This is a genomic window from Streptomyces sp. NPDC050433 (assembly GCF_044458565.1).
GTDB lineage: Bacteria > Actinomycetota > Actinomycetes > Streptomycetales > Streptomycetaceae > Streptomyces.
Genome location: NZ_JBITIB010000007.1, coordinates 62,742 through 83,345 on the forward strand (window position 1 = coordinate 62,742; position 20,604 = coordinate 83,345).

The 20,604-nt window shown below is 71.1% G+C and carries 17 protein-coding genes and 2 pseudogenes; 13 read left to right on the forward strand and 6 right to left on the reverse strand.

Going from position 1 to position 20,604, the window contains the following annotated elements:
• The first annotated feature begins 45 nt into the window (after positions 1-45).
• The 6 genes from cobM to cobC are packed head-to-tail and all read left to right on the forward strand — an operon-like array spanning position 46 to position 6,639.
• Complete coding sequence (cobM, locus tag ACIBLA_RS10790) at positions 46-873, forward strand: precorrin-4 C(11)-methyltransferase (RefSeq protein ID WP_363241498.1); 828 nt, start codon at positions 46-48, stop codon at positions 871-873.
• Positions 870-2,156: a precorrin-6y C5,15-methyltransferase (decarboxylating) subunit CbiE gene (gene cbiE, locus ACIBLA_RS10795; protein WP_399198390.1), complete on the forward strand. Its 1,287-nt coding sequence runs from the start codon at positions 870-872 to the stop codon at positions 2,154-2,156. The genes cobM and cbiE overlap by 4 nt, the downstream gene beginning before the upstream one ends.
• Positions 2,153-4,012 carry a precorrin-3B C(17)-methyltransferase gene (gene cobJ / locus ACIBLA_RS10800; RefSeq protein WP_399198392.1) on the forward strand — a complete coding sequence of 620 codons (1,860 nt, stop codon included), beginning with the start codon at positions 2,153-2,155 and terminating at the stop codon, positions 4,010-4,012. The genes cbiE and cobJ overlap by 4 nt, the downstream gene beginning before the upstream one ends.
• Positions 4,009-4,620 carry a precorrin-8X methylmutase gene (locus tag ACIBLA_RS10805; RefSeq protein ID WP_399198393.1) on the forward strand — a complete coding sequence of 204 codons (612 nt, stop codon included), beginning with the start codon at positions 4,009-4,011 and terminating at the stop codon, positions 4,618-4,620. The genes cobJ and ACIBLA_RS10805 overlap by 4 nt, the downstream gene beginning before the upstream one ends.
• A complete protein-coding gene (locus tag ACIBLA_RS10810) occupies positions 4,617-5,576 on the forward strand; it encodes a sirohydrochlorin chelatase (protein WP_399198394.1) in 960 nt (319 codons plus the stop codon). Before ACIBLA_RS10805 ends, ACIBLA_RS10810 begins: the two co-directional genes overlap by 4 nt.
• Positions 5,560-6,639 carry an Rv2231c family pyridoxal phosphate-dependent protein CobC gene (gene cobC, locus ACIBLA_RS10815; RefSeq protein ID WP_399198395.1) on the forward strand — a complete coding sequence of 360 codons (1,080 nt, stop codon included), beginning with the start codon at positions 5,560-5,562 and terminating at the stop codon, positions 6,637-6,639. The genes ACIBLA_RS10810 and cobC overlap by 17 nt, the downstream gene beginning before the upstream one ends.
• A 76-nt stretch (positions 6,640-6,715) precedes the next feature.
• Here cobC and ACIBLA_RS10820 read toward each other — a convergent pair whose 3' ends face one another.
• Together ACIBLA_RS10820 and ACIBLA_RS10825 are read right to left on the reverse strand one after the other, a co-directional pair.
• A complete protein-coding gene (locus ACIBLA_RS10820) occupies positions 6,716-7,660 on the reverse strand; it encodes an SCO1860 family LAETG-anchored protein (RefSeq protein ID WP_399198396.1) in 945 nt (314 codons plus the stop codon).
• A 213-nt stretch (positions 7,661-7,873) separates the two neighbouring features.
• Positions 7,874-8,965 carry an amidohydrolase family protein gene (locus ACIBLA_RS10825; protein ID WP_399198397.1) on the reverse strand — a complete coding sequence of 364 codons (1,092 nt, stop codon included), beginning with the start codon at positions 8,963-8,965 and terminating at the stop codon, positions 7,874-7,876.
• A gap of 108 nt (positions 8,966-9,073) precedes the next feature.
• On the opposite strand from ACIBLA_RS10825, the gene ACIBLA_RS10830 reads away from it, so the two are divergent.
• From ACIBLA_RS10830 to thpD, 5 genes are all read left to right on the forward strand, one after another.
• On the forward strand, positions 9,074-10,186 hold the full coding sequence (locus ACIBLA_RS10830) for a pyridoxal-phosphate-dependent aminotransferase family protein (RefSeq protein ID WP_399198398.1): 1,113 nt from the start codon (positions 9,074-9,076) through the stop codon (positions 10,184-10,186).
• Positions 10,187-10,509: 323 nt separating this feature from the next.
• The gene (ectA, locus tag ACIBLA_RS10835) at positions 10,510-11,115 is read left to right on the forward strand and encodes a diaminobutyrate acetyltransferase (RefSeq protein WP_363241506.1); all 606 of its coding nucleotides are present in this window, start codon (positions 10,510-10,512) and stop codon (positions 11,113-11,115) included.
• A gap of 58 nt (positions 11,116-11,173) precedes the next feature.
• Positions 11,174-12,442 (forward strand): diaminobutyrate--2-oxoglutarate transaminase, encoded by a 1,269-nt coding sequence (gene ectB, locus ACIBLA_RS10840; protein WP_363241507.1) that lies wholly within the window; start codon positions 11,174-11,176, stop codon positions 12,440-12,442.
• A gap of 91 nt (positions 12,443-12,533) precedes the next feature.
• Positions 12,534-12,932 carry an ectoine synthase gene (locus tag ACIBLA_RS10845; protein ID WP_363241508.1) on the forward strand — a complete coding sequence of 133 codons (399 nt, stop codon included), beginning with the start codon at positions 12,534-12,536 and terminating at the stop codon, positions 12,930-12,932.
• A 4-nt stretch (positions 12,933-12,936) separates the two neighbouring features.
• Positions 12,937-13,836, forward strand: a complete 900-nt coding sequence (gene thpD / locus ACIBLA_RS10850; RefSeq protein ID WP_363241510.1) for an ectoine hydroxylase — start codon at positions 12,937-12,939, stop codon at positions 13,834-13,836.
• An 86-nt stretch (positions 13,837-13,922) separates the two neighbouring features.
• Here thpD and ACIBLA_RS10855 read toward each other — a convergent pair whose 3' ends face one another.
• Both ACIBLA_RS10855 and ACIBLA_RS10860 read right to left on the reverse strand, forming a co-directional pair.
• The gene (locus ACIBLA_RS10855) at positions 13,923-14,972 is read right to left on the reverse strand and encodes an aminotransferase class V-fold PLP-dependent enzyme (protein ID WP_399198399.1); all 1,050 of its coding nucleotides are present in this window, start codon (positions 14,970-14,972) and stop codon (positions 13,923-13,925) included.
• 69 nt (positions 14,973-15,041) lie between these two features.
• Positions 15,042-15,767: a DsbA family oxidoreductase gene (locus tag ACIBLA_RS10860; protein ID WP_399198400.1), complete on the reverse strand. Its 726-nt coding sequence runs from the start codon at positions 15,765-15,767 to the stop codon at positions 15,042-15,044.
• Positions 15,768-16,182: 415 nt separating this feature from the next.
• On the opposite strand from ACIBLA_RS10860, the gene ACIBLA_RS10865 reads away from it, so the two are divergent.
• Both ACIBLA_RS10865 and ACIBLA_RS10870 read left to right on the forward strand, forming a co-directional pair.
• Positions 16,183-17,346, forward strand: coding sequence for an FAD-dependent oxidoreductase (locus tag ACIBLA_RS10865; protein ID WP_363241514.1), 1,164 nt, complete (start codon positions 16,183-16,185; stop codon positions 17,344-17,346).
• 105 nt (positions 17,347-17,451) lie between these two features.
• Positions 17,452-17,778, forward strand: a pseudogene (locus ACIBLA_RS10870) (SAM-dependent methyltransferase); the annotation flags it as partial.
• Between the two features lie 55 nt (positions 17,779-17,833).
• Here ACIBLA_RS10870 and ACIBLA_RS10875 read toward each other — a convergent pair.
• A pseudogene (locus ACIBLA_RS10875) lies at positions 17,834-18,025 on the reverse strand (IS630 family transposase); the annotation flags it as partial.
• A 423-nt stretch (positions 18,026-18,448) separates the two neighbouring features.
• On the reverse strand, positions 18,449-20,464 hold the full coding sequence (locus tag ACIBLA_RS10880; RefSeq protein WP_399198401.1) for a GTP-binding protein: 2,016 nt from the start codon (positions 20,462-20,464) through the stop codon (positions 18,449-18,451).
• Positions 20,465-20,604: the final 140 nt, after the last annotated feature.

Sequence of the window (20,604 nt, forward strand, 5' to 3'; positions counted from 1 at the left end):
CCCCCTCCGCTCCCCCGCCCCGTTGACCCACGAGGACCGCCGCTCATGACCGATCACACCGCAGGCAAGGTGACCTTCGTCGGCGCGGGCCCCGGCGCCGCCGACCTGTTGACCTTCCGTGCCGCGCGGGCCATCGCCGCCGCCGACGTCGTCATCTGGGCGGCCAGCCTGGTGCAGGCCGACGTGCTCGACCACGCGCGCGAGGGCGCCGAGATCCTGGACTCGGCGGCGCTCTCTTTGGAGGACGTCGTCGCCGTGTACGAACGGGCGGTACGCGACGGGCTGAAGGTCGCCCGGATCCACTCCGGCGATCCCGCCCTCTGGGGCGGTACGCAAGAGCAGGCCGATCGCTGCGACGCGCTGGGTCTGGAGGTGGAGATCGTGCCGGGGGTCTCGTCGTTCTCCGCCGTCGCCGCCGTCGCGGGGCGGGAGTTGACGATTCCGGAGGTCGCGCAGTCCGTGATCCTGACCCGGCTGGGCGGCGGCAAGACACCGATGCCGCCCGGTGAGGAGGTACGGGAGTTCGCCAGGCACGGCACGACGATGGCGGTGTTTCTGTCGGCCGCGCGGTCGGGACAGCTCACGCAGGAGCTGCTGGAGGGCGGCTATCCGACGTCGACGCCGGTCGTGGTCGCCCACCAGGTGACCTGGCCGGAGGAACTGGTCGTGCGCTGCACCCTCGGCACGCTGGAGGAGACGGTCAAGGAGCACAAGCTCTGGAAGCACACGCTGTTCCTCGTCGGGCCCGCGCTGGCCGCGTCGGGCACGCGCTCGCACCTCTACCACCCCGGTCACTTCCACGGCTTCCGGCGGGCCGACCCGGCAGCCCGCAAAGCGCTGCGCGAGGAGCGGAACCGGGGCGCCGCGCGGTGATCACCGTCATCGGTACGGGGACGGGGACACCGCTCTCCGTGGACTCGCTGCGGGCCGTGGCCGAGGCGACACTCGTCGTCGGGGGGCATCGGCATCTCAAGGAGGCCGCGTCGGAGGCCGGGCTGCCCGAGCGGGTATCGCGGGTGGTGCTGGGGCCGCTGGCACCGGCGCTGGACGTGATCGCGCGGCACCGTGCGGACGGGAGCGCCGGAAGCGCCGGCCGGGTCGTGGTGCTGGCCTCGGGCGATCCGGGGCTGTTCGGGATCGTACGGGCGCTGGCCGGGCGCTTCGGGCCCGCCGCTCTCGACGTACGGCCCGCCGCCCCGTCCGTGGCCGTGGCGTTCGCCCGGATCGGGTTGCCGTGGGACGACGCGGTCGTCGTCAGCGCGCACGGACGCGACCTCCGTACGGCGGTCAACGTCTGCCGCGCGCACCCCAAGGTGGCCGTACTGACCGGTCCGGGCGCGGGTCCGGCCGAGTTGGGCGCCGCGCTCGCGGACAGCGGGCTCCCGCGCACGCTCGTCGTCGCGTCGGCGCTGGGCGACCCGGACGGCGAGCGGGTCGAGCGGCTGTCCCCCGCCGACGCGGCCGAGCGCGACTGGCCGCAGCCGCTCAGTGTGGTGCTGTGCCTGGACGAGGCGCGGGCGCACGCCCCGGTGCCGCGCACACTGGCCGGTCGCGCGCCGGGGCCCACGCGCTGGGCGCTGGGCGAGGAGGAGTTCGCGCACCGCGACTCGATGATCACCAAGTTCGAGGTGCGCGCGCTGGCGCTGGCGCGGCTCGGGCCGAGGACGGGCGATCTGGTGTGGGACGTCGGCGCGGGCTCGGGGTCGGTGGCCGTGGAGTGCGCGCGGTTCGGCGCGGCGGCGATCGCGGTGGAGAAGTCGTCCGACGGCGTCGAACGGATCCGCGCCAACGCGCTGGCGCACGGCGTGGACGTGCAGACCGTGCACGGCTCCGCGCCGGCGGCACTGTCCCGACTGCCCGATCCGGACGCCGTGTTCGTCGGCGGCGGGGGCCGCGAACTGCCCGCCGTGGTCACGGCTTGCGCGCGCCGGGCGCGTCGGACGGTCGTGGTTGCGGTGGCCGCGCTGGACAGGGTGCCGGCGGTGCGGGCAGCGCTGTCCGGGGCCGGGTTCGCCACCGGCGGCGTGCTGCTGCACTCCTCGCGGCTCGCCCCGCTGCCCGGCGACGTGACCCGGCTCTCGGGCACGAACCCCGTCTTCCTGCTGTGGGGCGACCGCCCCACCGATCCCCAACCTCTGCGAGGAGCGACCCAGTGATCGGCCTGATATCCGCCACGGCGGCGGGCACGGCGGCCCGCGACCGGCTGGCCACGGCCTGGCCCGGCCGCACCCGCGTCTACGACGGCCCGGTGCGCGAGACGGTGCAGCGCGCGTTCGCCGAGTGCGAGCAGTTGGTGTGCTTCCTGGCCACGGGGGCGGCGGTACGGCTGCTGGCGCCGCTGCTGGCCGACAAGGCGACGGACCCGGGGGTCGTGTGTGTGGACGAGGCGGGCCGGTACGCCGTGTCGCTGCTCGGGGGCCACGGCGGTGGCGCCAACTCCCTGGCGGCGGAGGTCGGTTCCGTCCTGGCGGCGACCCCGGTGATCACAACGGCGACGGATGCGACGGGTGTCCCTGGTCTCGACACCCTGGGCCTGCCGACCGAGGGCGCCCTCGCGGCGGTGACGCGGGCGATGCTGGACGGCGCCCCGGTGACGCTGCGAGCGGACACGGTGTGGCCACTGCCCCCGCTGCCGCCGAACGTGCGGCGGGGCGGACCTCTTGGCGGGGGCGGGGTGGCTGCTGCGCCGCTGGGCGGGGACGAGGGCGGCGCTGCTGGGCACGCGATATCCGGTACGCCGAAGGCCGTCGCGCCACACACGGCCTCCCCTGACCGCACGCGAGGTCCGGTGTCGGCAGCGCCCGGGAACGGTGGGCCTCGGGTGCTCGTCACCGATCGGGTCGTGGACCTCGGGCCGGTGGACGTCGTCCTACGGCCACCGTCCCTCGTCGTCGGGGTCGGCGCCAGCCGGGGCGTCGGGGTCGACGAGGTGTACGGACTCGTCCTGGACGCGCTGGGCGATGCCGGGCTCTCGCCGCTCAGCGTCGTGGAGTTGGCGACCGTCGACGCCAAGGCGGACGAGCCCGGCATCGTCGGGGCGGCCGACCGGCTCGGGGTGGCCGTCCGGACGTATCCGGCGGACGCGCTTGCCGCGATCGACGTGCCCAACCCGTCGGGCGCGCCGCTCGCGGCCGTCGGCACCCCGTCCGTCGCGGAGGCCGCCGCGCTGGCCGCCGGGCGGGGCGGTGAACTCCTCGTACCGAAGCGGAAGTCCAGCCCCGAGGGGCGGCCCGCGATGGCCACCTGCGCCGTTGTGCGACGGGCTCCGCGCGGGCGGCTGGCCGTCGTCGGGCTGGGGCCGGGGGCGCGGGACCTGCTGACGCCGCGCGCGGCTGCCGAGCTGCGGCGGGCGTCGGTGCTCGTCGGGCTCGACCAGTACGTCGACCAGATCAGGGACCTGCTGCGGCCCGGCACGCGGGTGATCGAGTCGGGGCTCGGGCACGAGGAGGAGCGGGCCCGTACGGCCGTGGCCGAGGCACGGGCGGGCCATGCCGTGGCTCTGATCGGCAGCGGCGACGCGGGCGTGTACGCGATGGCGTCGCCCGCGCTCGCCGAGGCGGCCGACGACATCGACGTCGTCGGCGTGCCGGGCGTCACCGCCGCCCTGGCCGCCGCCGCGATTCTCGGCGCGCCGCTCGGGCACGACCACGTCTCGATCAGCCTGTCCGACCTGCACACGCCGTGGGAGGTCATCGAACGCCGCGTCCGCGCGGCGGCCGAGGCGGACATCGTGGTGACGTTCTACAACCCGCGCAGCCGCGGCCGGGACTGGCAACTGCCCAAGGCCCTGGCGCTGTTGGCGGAGCACCGTACGGCGAAGACACCCGTCGGAGTCGTACGCAACGCGTCCCGCCCCGACGGCACCAGCCACCTCACCACCCTCGCCCGGCTCGACCCGGCGACGGTGGACATGATGACGGTGGTGACGGTGGGCAACACGGCCACGCGTGAGATCGCGGGCCGCATGGTGACGCCACGGGGCTACCGGTGGCAGTCGGAGGGGACCCGATGAGCCTCGACCGTGTCGTCCACCCCATCGAGGAGGAGTCGTTCCGCAGGCTGCGCGCCCGTGTCGACACCTCACACCTCGCACCGCTGACCCGCGCGGTCGTGGAGCGCGTCATCCACTCGGCGGCCGACCCGGCGTATCTGACCGATCTGGTCTGCGACGAGGCGACGTTGACCGTCGCGCACGGCGCGCTGCACGCGGGCGCGCCGGTCGTCGCCGACGTGGAGATGGTCGCCGCCGGGATCACCCGCCGCACGGCGGTGTGCCGTCTTAAGGAGGCCGTGTCGGGGCCGGGGCTCACCCGTTCCGCGCACGCGGTGCGCCTCGCGTACGAGCAGGTCGGGCCCGGCGCGATCTGGGTCGTCGGCTGCGCGCCCACCGCACTGGAGGAGTTGCTGCTCCTGGACGCCGCGCCCGCGCTGGTGATCGGGCTCCCGGTCGGTTTCGTCGGCGCCGTCGAGTCCAAGGCCGCACTGCGCGAGAGCGGCCTGCCCGCCGTGAGCAACATCTCGGAGAAGGGCGGCTCCGCCGTGGCCGCCGCCGCGCTCAACGCCCTTCTCTACCACCCGCAGAACCCGCCACCGCACCGCCTCTTCAAGGAGAACGCGTGACCACCCCTCGACCCGCACTGCTCATCGCCGGACACGGCACCAGGGACACCGGGGGCGCCGAGGCCTTCCGGGAGTTCGTACGGGAGCTGGGCCGGCGGCACCCCGAACTGCCCGTCGCCGGCGGCTTCATCGAGCTGTCGGCGCCGCCCATCGGTGAGGCCGTGGCCGAGCTGGCCGAACGGGGTGTCACGCGGTTCGCCGCCGTCCCGCTGATGCTGGTGTCCGCCGGGCACGCCAAGGGCGACATCCCGGCGGCGCTCAAACGCGAGCGGGAGCGGCATCCGGGGATCTCGTACACCTACGGCCGTCCCCTGGGCCCGCACCCCGCTCTGCTGACGGTCCTCGAACGGCGCCTGGACGAGGCGCTGGCGGGCCTGGCGGGGTTCGACGGCGACCGGTCCGAGGTGACCGTGCTGCTCGTGGGGCGCGGTTCGACCGATCCCGACGCCAACGCGGAGGTACTGAAGGCGGCGCGCCTTCTTTGGGAGGGTCGAGGTTACGCGGGCGTCGAGACCGCCTTCGTGTCGCTGGCGGCGCCGGACGTGCCGAGCGGGCTGGACCGCTGCGTACGGCTCGGGGCGCGCCGGATCGTGGTGCTGCCGTACTTCCTGTTCACCGGGATCCTGCCGGAGCGCGTGGTGCGTCAGACGCGGGAGTGGGCGGCGGCGCATCCGGAGACGGAGGTGGCCTCGGCCGATGTGGTGGGCCCCACCGAGGAGTTGCTGGACCTGGTCATGGAGCGCTACCACGAGGCGGTCCAGGGGGATCTGCGGATGAACTGCGACTCCTGCGTCTACCGCGTCGCGCTGCCCGGCTTCGAGGACAAGGTGGGGGCGCCGCAGCAGCCGCACTTCCACCCGGACGACGACGGTCACGACCACGGCGACCACGGCGACCACGGCGACCACGGGCATCACCACGGTCACGGTCACGGCAGTCATGCGCACGCGCACTGAGGCCCAACAGGCGGTACAGCACGACCTGCGCCATCACGGCGACGCCGAAGTCCGGGACGGCGGCGCGGACCTGACCGATCTCGCGGTCAACGTCCGCCCCGGCACACCACCTGACTGGCTGCGTGCGCGCATCGCCGCGTCGCTCACCGGCCTCGCGGCCTATCCGGACGGACGCGCGGCACGGGCCGCCGTCGCCGCGCGCCACGGACTGCCGGTGGAGCGGGTGCTGCTGACGGCGGGTGTCGCGGAGGCGTTCGTCCTGCTCGCCCGCGCCGTCGGGGCGCGCCGCCCCGTCGTGGTGCACCCGCAGTTCACGGAGCCGGAGGCGGCGCTGCTCGGCGCCGGGCACACGGTACGGCGCGTGCTGCTCGACCCTGGTGACGGCTTCCGGCTGGACCCTGCCGCCGCCGTCGCCGAGGACGCGGATCTGGTCGTGGTCGGCAATCCGACAAACCCGACGTCCGTACTGCACCCGGCGGCCGACCTCCTCCAACTGGCGCGTCCGGGGCGGACGCTGGTCGTGGACGAGGCGTTCATGGACGCGGTGCCCGGAGAGCCGGAGGCGCTGGCGGGGCGCCACGACGTGCCGGGGCTCGTGGTGCTGCGGAGCCTGACCAAGACGTGGGGGCTGGCGGGTCTGCGGATCGGCTATGTGCTGGCCGATCCGGCGACGATCGCGGCTCTCGCGTCCGCCCAGCCGCTCTGGCCGGTCTCGACGCCCGCGCTGGCCGCCGCCGAGGCGTGCATGACGCCGGCCGCGCTCGCGGAGGCCGAGTCGGCAGCGCGTCGTACGGCGGTCGATCGGGCCCATCTGCTCGCCGGACTGGCCCGGTTCGACGGTGTGCGCGCCGTGGAACCGGCCGCGGGACCCTTCGTCCTCCTACGGATGGAGTCGGCCGACGCCGTACGGGAGCGGCTGCGCGCGCTGGGCTTCGCGGCGCGCCGCGGCGATACGTTTCCGGGTCTCGGGCCGCGGTGGCTGCGGCTCGCGGTGCGGGACCGGGCGACGACGGACCGTTTCCTCCGGGCCCTCGACCAGGCCGTGTCGGCGGTCCGCGCCTGAGGACCGGGCGGGCGGTACGACGCGACGCGCCCTCCGCCCGCCCTCGCCCGTCACGGACAGGGCCCGGCGCGGCCCGTCAGCCCCGGTCGCGCGTCCGGACCAGCACCAGCGCGCCGCCGCCCACCGCGAGCAACAGCACGGCGCCGCTGGCCAGATACGGCGTCATGGAACTGCCGCCCGTCTCGGCGAGGCGCTCGGGCGCCGGTTCTGCGGCCGTCCGCGGCTCGACGCCCTCCTTCTCCGGTTCCGGCCGCTCCTCCCTCACCGGTGCGGCGGGCGCCTCGCAGGTGGCCTCGGCGAGCGTGACGGTGCCCTGGACGTCGGCGACGTTCAGCTTGAGCGGGTTCACCGCGACTTTCAGTTCGAGCGCGGTGGCGGCGGCCGTACGGGACGTGGTCCGCGTCCTGGACAGGTCGAGCGTCACCTCGCCGGCGCCCGGCACCTCGACACGGGTCGGCCCGCCCGCGGAGAGCGTGACCTTCTTACCGAGGACGGTGACGGCGCCGAGCAGGTTGGACTCGGCGACGGGCTTCCGGCCTGCCGCGCAGACCGCCTTGGAGGTGACTTCCTGGACCTCGATGAGCGAGAGCAGCGGCAGCCCCGGCACATGCACCTTGGCGCGGGCGATGTTGGCGTACCCCTCGGCCTTGCGTTCGTCGACGGTGGCCCGCGCGGTGGCGACGTCGGCGCGCAGCACGGTGAACGGCCGGCCCTGGTCGACCCCGTCGAGTTCGACGGTCAGCGCGGTGCGGTCGGCGTCGGCCGGGGCCCGCACCTCGTTGAGCGCCGCTCGCAGCGGCACGTTGACCGACTTGTCGAGCAGGGACACGTCGAGGCCGGTCCGCAGAACGACCGCGCCCGCCTTGCCCTTTCCGGAGGTCACACCGGTCGCACCGGTCCCTCCTGCTCCTCCGGTGGCCTGCGCCGGGGCGGCGAGCACGACGGGTCCGGCGACCAGCGCCACGGCGGCGGCCAGTGCGGCGGAACGGCGCGCGGGCATGCGGAAGACATTGCTGTTCAAGATGTGGAACCCCCACAGAGATGTGACGTCGCCGACCGGCCCGCACGGGGACACGTGCGCGGCGGCGACCGAGACACCGGAATCTTTACGCACTGAGAGTGAACTGACGGACACCTGAGGTGAGTTCACTCCAAAGTGAGGTTTCCGCCCCCAAGTTCGAATCCGCGGGTACGGGCGTTCCTTCCGGCCACCCGCACGGGGGACGTCGGAACGTCAGCCCACGACCCGCCCGTTCAGCACGATCCGCCGCGGCTCCGCCAACACCCCCACATCCGCCCTCGGGTCCTCGTCGTACACCACCAGGTCGGCCGGAGCGCCCTCTTCAAGGCCCGGACGGCCCAGCCAAGCCCTGGCCTTCCAAGCGGTCGCCGACAGCGCCTCCAGCGGCGGAATACCGGCCTTCACCAACTCCGCGACCTCGCCGGCCACCAGACCGTGCGCCAGGGAGCCGCCCGCGTCCGTGCCGACGAAGACCGGGATGCCCGCGTCGTACGCGTCGCGCACCGTGTCGTAACGGCGTTCGTGCAGTCGCCGCATATGGGCCGACCAGCGCGGGTACTTGGTCTCGCCGCCGGCGGCGAGAGCGGGGAAGGTGGCGATGTTGACCAGCGTCGGGACGATCGCCACGCCACGCTCCGCGAAGAGCGGGATCAGTTCGTCGGTGAGCCCGGTGGCGTGCTCGACGCAGTCGATCCCGGCCTCGACCAGATCACGCAGCGCCACGTCGGCGAAGCAGTGCGCCGTGACGCGTGCGCCGAGCCGGTGCGCTTCCGCGATCGCCGCCTCGACGTCGCCGCGCGGCCAGCACGCGGTCAGATCCCCCGCCTCGCGGTCGATCCAGTCGCCGACGAGCTTGACCCAGCCGTCGCCGCGCCGGGCCTCCCGGGCGACGCAGGCGACGAGGTCGCCCGGCTCGATCTCGTGGGCGAAGTTACGGATGTAGCGGCGGGTGCGCGCGATGTGCCGGCCGGCCCTGATGATCTTCGGCAGATCGTCACGGCCGTCGATCCAGCGGGTGTCGGACGGCGATCCCGCGTCACGCAGCAGCAGCGTGCCGGCCTCCCGGTCCGTGAGCGCCTGCTTCTCGCTCGTCGCATCGTCCACCGGGCCATGGGTGTCCAGACCGACATGGCAGTGGGCGTCGACCAGGCCGGGCATCGCCCAGCCGACCACCGTACGGACGTCACGCGCGCCGACGGGACGCTCATAGCTCGTTCGCCCGTCCACGACCCACAGCTCGTCCCTGACGTCGTCAGGGCCGACGAGCACCCGCCCCTTCACATGCAGCACCGCGTGATCCCTCATGGGCGGAACCTTACGAGGCGCTGAGTACCCTCGACGAGGGAGTGTCCGAACAGCGTTCGAGCAACGCGAACACCCCGCGACCCACCGACCCGAAGAGAGCACACCACCGTGACCCACCCGTTGCTGGACCTCGCCCCCCTCACCCCCGCCCACTTCGCGGCTGTCGAGCGACGGGTCGCGGCCCTGCTCGACACCGAGCAGGACGTGGTGATCACGCAGGGCGAGGCACTGCTTCCTCTGGAGGGCTGCGTGCGCGGCGGTGCCCGCGCCGGTTCGACCGCGCTGAACGTCGTGACCGGCCCCTACGGCCAGACCTTCGGCGACTGGCTGCGCGACTGCGGCGCGACGGTCGTGGACCTGGAGGTCCCCTTCCACGGCGCGGCCACCGCGGAGCAGGTCGAGCGGGCGCTGGCGGAGCACCCCGAGATCGACTTCGTGTCGCTCGTCCACGCGGAGGCGGCCACCGGCAACACCAACCCCGTGGCCGAGATCGGTGAGGCCGTCCGCGCCCACGGGGCCCTGTTCATGCTGGACGCCGTCGCCTCGGTGGCCGCCGAGCCGCTGCTGCCCGACGCCTGGGGCGTCGATCTGTGCGTGATCGGCGCGCAGAAGGCCATGGGCGGGCCCGCCGGGGTGTCGGCCGTGTCGGTGAGCACCCGCGCGTGGGAGCGGCTGGCCGCGAATCCGGGGGCGCCGCGCCGCTCGTACCTCTCGCTCCTGGACTGGAAGGAGCGCTGGATCGACACCGGCCGCACCGCCCTGCCGCACGCACCCGCCCAGCTGGAGATGCTGGCCCTGGAGGCCTGCCTGGAGCGCATCGAGTCGGAGGGGCTGACCACCCGAATGGCGGCACACGCGTCGGCAGCCGCGGCCACCCGCGCGGGCGCGCTCGCGCTCGGCGGCGGTCTTGAGCCGTACGTGTACTCCGCGCGGGACGCGGCGCCGGTGGCCACCACGCTGCGTACCCCCGCAGGGGTGGACGCCGCCGGGCTGGTCGCCGAGGCTCTGGCCGTCGATCCCTCGCTGCCGCTGATCGCCGGGGGCGGGGCACTGGCCAAGGAGATGGTCCGGGTCAACCACTACGGCTCCGACGCCACCCCCGGGGTGGTGCGGTCCTCGCTGGCCGCACTGGGCGGGGCGCTCGCCGGCACGGGTGCGCGGGTGAATCTCGCGGCGGCCGAGAAGGCAGTATCCGACAACTGGCCCGACAACGCATCTTGAATACAAAGGAAGCGTTAATTCGAGAATACGGTTGCGCATTCCATCGCGCGCAGCTCCCCGTTATCGTCTGCCCGCTTTTCCTGATCCTAAACACCAAGGTTTCAACAACGTCTACGACGTAATTCCGGTGCAGGTCGAGAGCGTTACACATATGTGACCGAGTACACAAGCGTGCCCGTCTTGCCCCAAATCTTACGGTCAAACCATCCCAGACCGCCACTCCGTCGCGCTGCGTGCGCGCCCGCGCGATAACACAGATCAGGTTGGTGCCCAACCCCTGCCGACGATGCGATTTCTGAATTAGCTCGGTAAATTCAATAGACATGACTGCCGCCCAAGCAGACCTTGCAGGTGTCCGAAGCGAATTCGCGCGATCCATCAGGATCGACGCCCCACGAGTGGAGGACGGAGCCGCGATCTGGCGCATCGCCCGCGATTCCGAGGTACTGGACCTGAACTCCTCGTACAGCTATCTGCTGTGGTGTCGTGACTTCGCCGCGACCTCCGTCGTGGCCCGCGACACCGCCTCAGTCACCGCGCCCGGCGCCGCCGGGGCCGCCCGGACCGATGGATCCCCCGACGGATCCCTCGACGGAGCTGCCATCGGCTTCGTCACGGGTTACATCAGGCCCGAGCGCCCCGAGGTCCTGGTCGTCTGGCAGGTGGCCGTCGACAGTGCCCACCGGGGCAAGGGCCTCGCGGGCACCCTGCTGGACGCACTCACCCGGCGGGTCGTCGAGGAGCAGGGGATCACCTCTGTCGAGACGACGGTCACGCCCGACAACACCGCGTCGGACCGTCTGTTCCACGCCTACTCCGAGCGTCATGGCGCGACCCTGGAGCGCGAAGTGCTCTTCGACGGGGACCTCTTCCCCGACGGGGGCCACCAGCCCGAGGTGCTGTACCGGATCGGCCCTCTCACGACCTGAGCGGCCCGTTCCTCCCCGATCCGCACTCCTCTTCTCCCCCACCCTTCAGGAGACCCCCATGACCATCACCCCGCCCGCACTGAGTGTCTTCGAAACCCTTGAGTCCGAGGTGCGCAGCTACTGCCGCGGCTGGCCCGCCGTGTTCGACCGCGCGCAGGGGAGCCGGATCACCGACGAGGACGGCCACAGCTACCTCGACTTCTTCGCCGGCGCCGGGTCTCTCAACTACGGGCACAACAACCCCGTACTGAAACGCGCCCTGATCGACTACATCGAGCGCGACGGCATCACCCACGGCCTGGACATGGCGACCACCGCCAAGCGCGCGTTCCTGGAGTCGTTCCAGAACGTGGTGCTGCGCCCCCGTGACCTGCCGTACAAGGTGATGTTCCCCGGCCCCACGGGCACCAACGCCGTCGAGTCGGCCCTCAAGCTGGCCCGCAAGGTGAAGAACCGCGAGGCGATCGTGTCCTTCACGAACGCCTTCCACGGCATGTCGCTGGGCTCGCTCGCCGTCACCGGCAACGCCTTCAAGCGGGCCGGAGCCGGCATCCCGCTGGTCCACGGCACCCCGATGCCGTTCGACAACTACTTCGACGGCCAGATCCCGGACTTCCTGTGGTTCGAGCGGCTGCTCGAAGACCAGGGTTCCGGCCTCAACAAGCCCGCCGCCGTCATCGTCGAGACGGTGCAGGGCGAGGGCGGCATCAACGTCGCCCGCCCCGAGTGGCTGCGCGCGCTCGCCGACCTGTGCGAGCGGCAGGACATGCTTCTGATCGTCGACGACATCCAGATGGGCTGCGGGCGCACCGGCGGGTTCTTCTCCTTCGAGGAAGCCGGCATCACCCCCGACATCGTCACGCTGTCGAAGTCCATCAGCGGTTACGGCCTGCCGATGGCGCTGACGCTGTTCAAGCCGGAGCTGGACATCTGGGAGCCCGGCGAGCACAACGGCACGTTCCGCGGCAACAACCCGGCGTTCGTGACGGCCGCCGCCGCGCTGAACACGTACTGGGCCGACGGCCAGATGGAGAAGCAGACCCTGGCGCGCGGCGAGCAGGTCGAGCGCGCGCTGCTGGCCATCGTCGACGAGTGCGAGCCGGACAGCGTGAGCTTCCGGGGCCGTGGCCTGGTCTGGGGCATGGAGTTCCAGGACAAGCCGCGTGCGAGCGCGATCTGCCGTCGCGCCTTCGAGCTGGGGCTCCTGCTGGAGACCTCCGGCCCGGAGAGCGAGGTCGTGAAGCTGCTCCCCGCGCTGACCGTCACCCCCGAGGAGCTGGACGAGGGTCTGCGGACCCTGGCCCGCGCCGTACGCGAGACCGCCTGATCCTTCCATCCACCTCCGAGGGCCGGGTCTGACCCGGCCCTCGCGGGGGCACCCGTACCGGACACCACCACAGCACAGAAGGGCCGTCACCGTGATCGTCCGATCGTTCAGGGACATCGAGAACACCGACCGCCACGTGAGATCCGCGTCGGGCACCTGGGAGAGCAAGCGCATCGTGCTCGCCAAGGAGAACGTCGGCTTCTCCTTGCACGAGACCGTGCTCTACGCGGGCACCGAGACGTCGATGTGGTACGCGAACCACATCGAGGCGGTGCTGTGCGTGGAGGGCGAGGCCGAACTCTCCAACGACGACACCGGCGAGACCCACTGGATCGAGCCCGGCACGATGTATCTGCTCAACGGCCACGAGAAGCACACACTCCGGCCGAAAACCGACTTCCGATGTGTCTGCGTCTTCAACCCGCCGGTGACAGGGCGGGAGGACCATGACGAGAACGGCGTCTACCCGCTGCTGACCGAGGAGGCTTGATCCCATGACCGCCACCGCACCCGCACGCACCGACCTGTATCCGACCCGTGGCGTGGGCGAGGTGACCACCCCGCGCCAGGACCCCGTCGTCTGGTCGCCGCCCGGCGCCCCCGGTCCGGTCTCCCCAGCCGATCTCCAGGGGCTGGAGCGGGACGGGTTCCTCACGGTCGACCAGCTGATCAGCCCCGACGAGGTGTCGCTCTACCGCACCGAACTGGACAGGCTGATCACCGACCCGGCGATCCGGGCCGACGAGCGCTCGATCATCGAGCCCAAGTCCCAGGACGTACGGTCGGTGTTCGAGGTCCACAAGATCAGCGAGGTCTTCGCGGGTCTGGTGCGCGACGAGCGTGTGGTGGGGCGGGCGCGGCAGATCCTCGGCTCGGACGTGTACGTCCACCAGTCCCGTATCAACGTGAAGCCGGGCTTCGGCGCCTCGGGCTTCTACTGGCACTCGGACTTCGAGACCTGGCACGCGGAGGACGGTCTGCCGAACATGCGGACCATCTCGGTGTCGATCGCGCTGACCGAGAACTACGACACCAACGGCGGCCTGATGATCATGCCCGGGTCGCACAAGACCTTCCTGGGCTGCGCGGGCGAGACGCCGAAGGACAACTACAAGCAGTCGCTGAAGATGCAGGACGCCGGAACGCCGTCGGACGAGGCGCTGACGGGCTTCGCCGAGCAGCACGGCATCAAGCTGTTCACCGGCAAGGCCGGTGCGGCGACGTGGTTCGACTGCAACTGCATGCACGGCTCGGGTGACAACATCACCCCGTTCCCGCGCAGCAACGTCTTCATCGTGTTCAACAGCGTGGAGAACGCGGCGGTCGAGCCGTTCGCGGCGCCCGCTCCACGCCCGTCGTTCATCGGCTCCAGGGACTTCACGCCGGTCCGCTGAGGCTGCTGTACGGGAAGCGGGGCCGGTCGTCATGACCGGCCCCGCGCCCGTGCGCCGCGACGTGCCCCGTACTCGTGGCCCCGCTCTCAGCCGGCGAGGACGTCCAGCGCGCGGTCCACGTCCGCCGTGGAGTTGTACAGATGGAAGGCGGCGCGCAGATTCCCCGCGCGGACCGCGACCTTGACACCCGCCGCGACGAGCCGGGGCCCCAGGTCGCCGAGGCCCGGAACGGCCACGACGGTGGATCCCGCGGCGGCGACCGGCCGGTGCCCGAGGGCGACCAGGCCCGCCCGGAAGCGGTCGGCGAGCGCGGTGACATGGGTGTGGATCCGTTCGACGCCGATCTCCTCCAGCAGGGCCAGGGACTGTTCGGCGCCGTGGTAGGCCAGGAAGGCCGTCGGCTCGTCGAACCGCCGTGCCGAGTGGGCGAGTTGTTCGACGGGGCCGTACGTGCTCTGCCAGATGTCCTCGCCCGAGACCCATCCCGCGTGGATGGGTATCAGGCTCTCCTGCGCCTCCTCGGTGACGGTCAGGAACGAGGTGCCGCGCGGGCTCACCAGGAACTTGTAGCCGCCGGTGACGGTGTAGTCGTACGCCCCCGCGTCGACGGGCAGCCAGCCCGCCGCCTGCGTGAGGTCGAGCAGCGTACGGGCGCCGTGCGCCGCGGCGGCGGCCCGTACCGCCGGCAGGTCGGCCATCCGGCCGTCGCCGGACTGGACGGCGGAGACGGCCACCAGGGCGGTCCCCGGCCGTATCTCGTCCGCCAGCGACTCCAGCGGCACATAGCGCGGTTTGAGATCGCGGCGTACGACGAAGGGGTTGACGAGGGAGCTGAACTCGCCCTCGGCCATGAGGACTTCACCGCCCGGCGGCAACGAGGCGGCGATCAGACCGGCGTGCACCGCCACGGCGTTGCCGACGGCGACGCGTTCGGCGGGCATCCCCACGAGGCGGGCGAACGAGGCGCGGGCGGCGTCCACCGAATCGAAACTGCCCGCGCCGTCCCGCTGCCCCGTGCCGTTCTCGGCGGCCAGCGCCCGCACCGCTTCGACGGCCCGGCGTGGCAGCAGACCGCAGGTCGAGGTGTTCAGATACGTCGTCTCAGGCACGAACTCGGCGCCACCCAATGTGTCCATGCCTTCACCCTGGGGCCGGTATCTCCCCTAGTCAATTGCGCATTTTCCAGGGGAACACCCAAGAGATCCTTATGAATGGGTGTGGGCCTGCGGAATCTCGCAGGCTCCGTCCGCGTCGCAGGCGCCGGCCTCTCCGTCCCCTCCGACGGGCGTGATCGCGCGCCCCTGCCACGCCTGCTCCAGCGCCTGGGTGAAGACCTCGGCGGGCTGGCCGCCCGAGACGCCGTAACGGCGGTCGAGGACGAAGAAGGGCACACCGGTCGCGCCGAGTTCCGCCGCCTCGCGCTCGTCGGCCCGTACGTCGTCGGCGTACGCGCCCTCGTCCGCGAGAACCTCCCGCGCCTCGGCCTCGTCCAGACCCGCCTCCACCGCGAGATCGACCAGCGTCCGCGTGTCGTACACCGAGCGCTCCTCGGCGAAGTTCACCCGGTAGACGATGCTCAGCAGCTCGCCCTGACGGCCACGGGCCTTGGCCAGATGCAGCAGCCGGTGGATGTCGAAGGAGTTGCCGTGGTCCCGGGCCCCGACGAGATACCCCAGCCCTTCGGAGCGCGCGTGCGAGGCGACCCGCTCCTCCATGGCGAGGGCCTCCTGCCGCGACCGGCCGAGCTTGGCGGCGAGCATGTCGATCACCGGACCGACCTCGCCCTTGGCATGTCCGGGGTCAAGCTCGAAGGACCGGTGCACCACCTCGACATCGGTCCGGTGCGCGAAGGATTCCAGCCCCTTCTCGAACCGGGCCTTGCCGATGTAGCACCAGGGACAGGCGATGTCGCTCCAGATCTCCACACGCATATGTCTGCTTCTCTCCAGGCCGGACCGGGTGCGGAGCCCGCCTCCGCTACTCCCGCAACCCCTCGGGCGCGCTCCCCATTCCCCGGCCGCCCACTCCGCCTCACTGCGCCCCCGCCGAGACCCGGCGCACCACGCTGAGCAGGTACTCCCCGAGGGGAACTTCCTGGCCTCCACAAGAGACCAGAGGCAGGCAAGGTCTGCTCCCCTGTATCGACCCGCCCTCTTCTCTTGTGCTTATCCGTGGCAGGGGTGAGGCTCGTGCACGTCCGTGCAACCGACTCGATAGAGGAGTGACCAATCGCCCTAGCTAACGGCAAGGGTCGCCTCCCGTCGGCCCGACTTCGTGGCGGCGCTTGGTGCCGGGGGTTGGCGTCCCTGATTGAGGGCATGTTCCATGGCTTGCTAGCCTTCGGCCATGTTGCGCTTGGATCAGGCGTCGCGCGCCCGCGTCGTAGTGGCGGGGATGGGCGATGCCGGACTTTTGGCCGCCATCAACCTGGCCCGGCATCGACGCCTCGTCGACGTGGTGGGTGTCTCCAGCAAGCCGGGCCTGATCAGTGGACAGAGTCTGGGGTGGCGACTGGCCCGGCCCGAAGAGTGGGTGACTCGGTTCAACATCTCCTACGACCGCTTTCGGGTCCTGGACCGCGCGCGCTTGGTGCATGGCTCGCTGACCGGCCTTGATACGGACGCTCGTACGGTCACGGTGAGGTCGGCTGACGGCACTACGACACGCGAACCGTACGACGCGCTTGTGCTCGCCACAGGCGTGAGTAATGGGTTCTGGCGTCAGCCCGAGCTGCAGGACCAGAGTGAGATCGACAAGGGGCTGCGCGACATGCACGCCCGGTTCGCCGCCGCTGATTCCATCGCTGTCGTCGGTGGCGGGGCGACAGCGGTGGGCAGCGCCGCGCAGCTCGCCGAGGCGTTTCCCGACGCACGGATCGACCTGTATTTCCCCGGAGATCGTGCCCTCACCAGCCATCATCCCGACGTCTGGAACGCGGTGAGGGCGCGGCTCGAACGGCTCCGCGTTCATCTGTACCCAGGTCACCGTGCAGAGCTGCCGACCGATCTGTCACCGGCGGCGGGGCCCGTTACCTTCGTCACCGGCCAGCCCCCCGCCGAGGCAGGACTCGTGCTCTGGGCAGTCGGCCTGGCCCGCCCGAACACCGCATGGCTGCCCGAGGACCTGCTCGACCCGCACGGATACGTCCGCGTGGGCACAGACCTGCGAACGCCCGATCACGACCGCATCTGGGCCGTGGGCGACGTAGCAGCCAGCGATTCCCTGCGTGGTTCGGCCCGCAACGGAGGCCCCGCATTGGTCGCGCGCAACGTCGTGGCCGCACTGCGTGGAAAACCCGGCCGTGACTTGCAGATCCGGGGGCAGGCACAAGGGGCCGTTCTCGGGCCCCTGCAGGACGGTCTTGAGATCTTCTCCTACGCCGGCCGCCGCGTCCGCATACCTCGTCGACCCTATTTCGCCTTGGAGCGTTATCTGGAGGGCCCGTTCGTTTACGGCGGGATTCGCCCGGCTTCTTCGCAGGTAGCGGACTCCATGAAACAGGTTCTCTGACCTGACGGTCGGTGGGGTCTGCGCTCTCATGGTGGGTTTGCGCGGGCTCTGTGAAGTGCGCTTTTACTGAGCTTGAACTCATGATTGGTGTTGAGGTGAGGGACAGACCCCCTGCCGGTCGAGGGCCCCGCGCTCGGCGGAGTGCTGTCCCACTACTCGATGATCCATACCCCACCTGGAGAATTACCCGCGCTGCTCGCCGAGCAGGTGCGTGTCCTGGCACCAGGGAGCCTGCTCCTGGTGTCCTTCGGAACCGAGGGACCCGAGCCGGTCCGCTTCGACCACAAGGTGACGCCCGCCTATAGCTGGCCGGCGGAGCAGTTTGCCGAGTTGCTGGCCGGGGTCGGCCTCGTCACATTTGCTCGGTTGCTCCACGACCCGGCGCCCGAGCGGGGCTTCCTCGACAACCATTTCCTGGCCCGCCGCCCGTAGAGCGTGGTTCGTGGCCTGGGTCGGGGTGCTGTATTGATCCGTAACTCAAAGGGTTCTATTCGAGGGTGTAGCGGACATGTGGGCCGCCGAAGTAGCCGCGGACGATGTGCGGCTGGCCCTGACGGCGGTGGAAGAAACGGCGGGTCTCGACGGCGAGTTGGGCCTGGTCGCGGGCCCGGCTGTGCATCGGAAGGCTGCGCTTGAGGTCGGCGTTGACCAGCTCGTCGGTGTTGAGCTCGGGCGAGTAAGGGCTTGCAGGGAATCAAGGTGCTGCTTCCCGTCCTGAGGCTCGTTGGTGTGGTATGCGCATTCCGGATGAGACCCGTGCCCAACTCGCTGTGAAGTTCGCGGTGTTACTCCCGCATTTGGAGAAGCGGCAGCGACGGTGTCGGCGTACGGACTTACTGATCGTTTCAGAATGTGAACGGGGGCTCGTCAGGTAGCGTCAGTCATCGAGCCGGTTCAGGACCTGGGTGAAATAGGGCGGGGGGACGGACTGACGATCGTTCACCTGATCTCCCGAAGGCGCGGTGCGTTGCGGAACGTGCTCACATCTTCGAGCGCCCGCAGGGGTGGCGTTATGGCGCGCCCTGGCGAAGGGTAGGTAGCGAATTAGTCTGATCTACCTACCAATTCGCGCGGTAGGCAAGCCGACGAGCCTTTGTCCGCCTCACTGCGCCCCCGCCGACACCCGGCGCACCACGCTGAGCAGGTACTCCTTGCGGTGGAGCGGGTCGTGGTCCGTGCGGGAGCGGGTCGGTGGAGTGTCCTGGACCGGCTGGTGGTGGGCGAACGATGCCTCCAGGACGCCCTCGCCGCTCGTGAGCGTCGGGAGCTGTTGTTCGAGCGCGTGGACCTGGGCCGCCGGGATCTCGCCCTCCACGACGTACGAGGTCCCTTGCACCGACGGCGTGTGCGGCACCGCGCGCCGCCGGGCCAGGGCGGGCAGGACGGTGCCGAAGGTGTCGGCCGGGACTTCGAGTCGGAAGTGGTGCATCGGTTCGCACACGATCGTGCCGGCGTCCTTCAGCGCCGCCATCAGCACCAGCGGGGTCAGCAGGCGGAAGTCGCCGCCCGTGCTGGACATGCTCTTGTCGAACGTGCCGTGGGCGTGGCTCTGGCGGGGCGCGTAGCCGGTGCGGGTCAGTACGACGACGCAGTCGGGGACCGACCATCCGTACAGCCCTTCCCGCAGGGTGGCGCGCACGGTGTCCTCGATGGCTTTCATGAACGCGTACGGCATGGAGCCGAGTTCGACCTCCAGCCGGAATTCCACGCCGCTTCCGGGCGGGGCGGGTTCGACCCGAAGTCCGACCGTCGCGAGGAAGGGATTGGGTTCCTTTCCCATGACTTCCGCGGCATTTCCCGTACCGGCGACCCTTTCGATACAGATCGTCGTCGTCTCCCGGAAGGTGACATCGACGCCGTATTCGTCGGTGAGTGTCGCCTGAATGACCTCCTTCTGGACCTCTCCGTAGAGCGACACGGAAATCTCCTGCCGAATCTCGTCCTGCCGCAGATTGATCAGCGGGTCCTGCTCGGCGAGTTGGGTCAGCGCCGCGTGCAGCGCGCCCTTGTCGGCCCCGTCACCGGGAACGACCACCGTCTCCAGCGTCGGCGGGGAGAAGTGGTGCCGGACGGCGGTGGCCGCCGACGGGTCGCCGAGCACGTCGCCGATCCGGATGTCACCGAGCCCCCAGAGTTTGCCGATCCGGCCCGCGCCGACGGACGCGCGGCGCACCGACGAGCCGTCGTCGAAGACGCTGATCGCGGTGACCTTGCCCTCGGCGTCGTCGCCGATCGGCAGCCGGTCGCGCACCCGCAGCTCACCGGAGAACATCCGGACGTACGCGATCTTCTCGCCCGCCGCGCCGCGCTCGACCTTGAAGACGCTGCCCGAGACGGGTCCCCGCTCGTCGCCCGCCGTGGCGGGCAGCAGCTCCCTGATGGCGCGGGTGAGCGTGGCCACGCCCGCGCCGGACATGGCGGAGCCGAAGAACACCGGGTGGGTGACGGCGCGCCCGGTCTGCACGGCCAGTTCGCGGCGGAGCCGGTCGTACGTGAGGCGGGCCGGGTCGTCGACGTACGCGGCCAGGAAGGCGTCGTCGTGTTCGGCCAGCCGCTCGGCCAGCGGGCCGGTCGGGGAGAAGGCCGGGTCCGTGCCCTCGTACGGGGTGAAGCCGGCGTCACGCGTGCCGAGTCGGTGTACCGATCCCATCGGGAGGATCGCGGGCGTCAGCTTCTCGGCCAGGTCGCGCAGGAGGCCGTCGTGGCGGGCGCCAACACGGTCGATCTTGTTCACGAAGACAAGCGTGGGGATGCGCAGCCGTCGCAGCGTCCGCATCAGGACACGCGTCTGCGCCTGGACACCTTCGACGGCCGAGACGACCAGGACGGCGCCGTCGAGAACGCTCAGCACCCTCTCCACCTCGGCGATGAAATCCGGGTGTCCTGGTGTGTCGATGAGATTGACGGTGACGTCGTCGATGGCGAACGACACGACGGCGGACTTGATGGTGATGCCGCGTTGGCGTTCCAGGGCCAGCGAGTCGGTCTGGGTGTTTCCGTCGTCGACGCGTCCGATCTCGTCGATGACTCCGGCGGCGTGCAGCAGCCGCTCGGTGAGGCTGGTCTTACCGGCGTCTACGTGCGCCAGAATTCCGAGGTTGAGCGTACGTGTACTCACTGAGCGTCATGTCCCTTGAATAGGCAGGAATTCCCTTCTGCTGGATGGACATCGACGCTCGGCGCATGACGGCTCCTCGACTGTTCGGCGGGCCGGCCGCTCGGCCGACGTCGGGGAGTACAGCAAACCCCGGCCCGACC

Coding starts and splice junctions, on each gene's coding strand:
- ectA (WP_363241506.1), top strand. CDS start 10,510: ATGACTGCCGCCCAAGCAGACCTTGCAGGTGTCCGAAGCGAATTCGCG.
- cobM (WP_363241498.1), top strand. CDS start 46: ATGACCGATCACACCGCAGGCAAGGTGACCTTCGTCGGCGCGGGCCCC.
- ACIBLA_RS10825 (WP_399198397.1), bottom strand. CDS start 8,965: ATGAGGGATCACGCGGTGCTGCATGTGAAGGGGCGGGTGCTCGTCGGC.
- thpD (WP_363241510.1), top strand. CDS start 12,937: ATGACCGCCACCGCACCCGCACGCACCGACCTGTATCCGACCCGTGGC.
- ectB (WP_363241507.1), top strand. CDS start 11,174: ATGACCATCACCCCGCCCGCACTGAGTGTCTTCGAAACCCTTGAGTCC.
- ACIBLA_RS10860 (WP_399198400.1), bottom strand. CDS start 15,767: ATGCGTGTGGAGATCTGGAGCGACATCGCCTGTCCCTGGTGCTACATC.
- cobC (WP_399198395.1), top strand. CDS start 5,560: ATGCGCACGCGCACTGAGGCCCAACAGGCGGTACAGCACGACCTGCGC.
- ACIBLA_RS10855 (WP_399198399.1), bottom strand. CDS start 14,972: ATGGACACATTGGGTGGCGCCGAGTTCGTGCCTGAGACGACGTATCTG.
- ACIBLA_RS10805 (WP_399198393.1), top strand. CDS start 4,009: ATGAGCCTCGACCGTGTCGTCCACCCCATCGAGGAGGAGTCGTTCCGC.
- ACIBLA_RS10865 (WP_363241514.1), top strand. CDS start 16,183: ATGTTGCGCTTGGATCAGGCGTCGCGCGCCCGCGTCGTAGTGGCGGGG.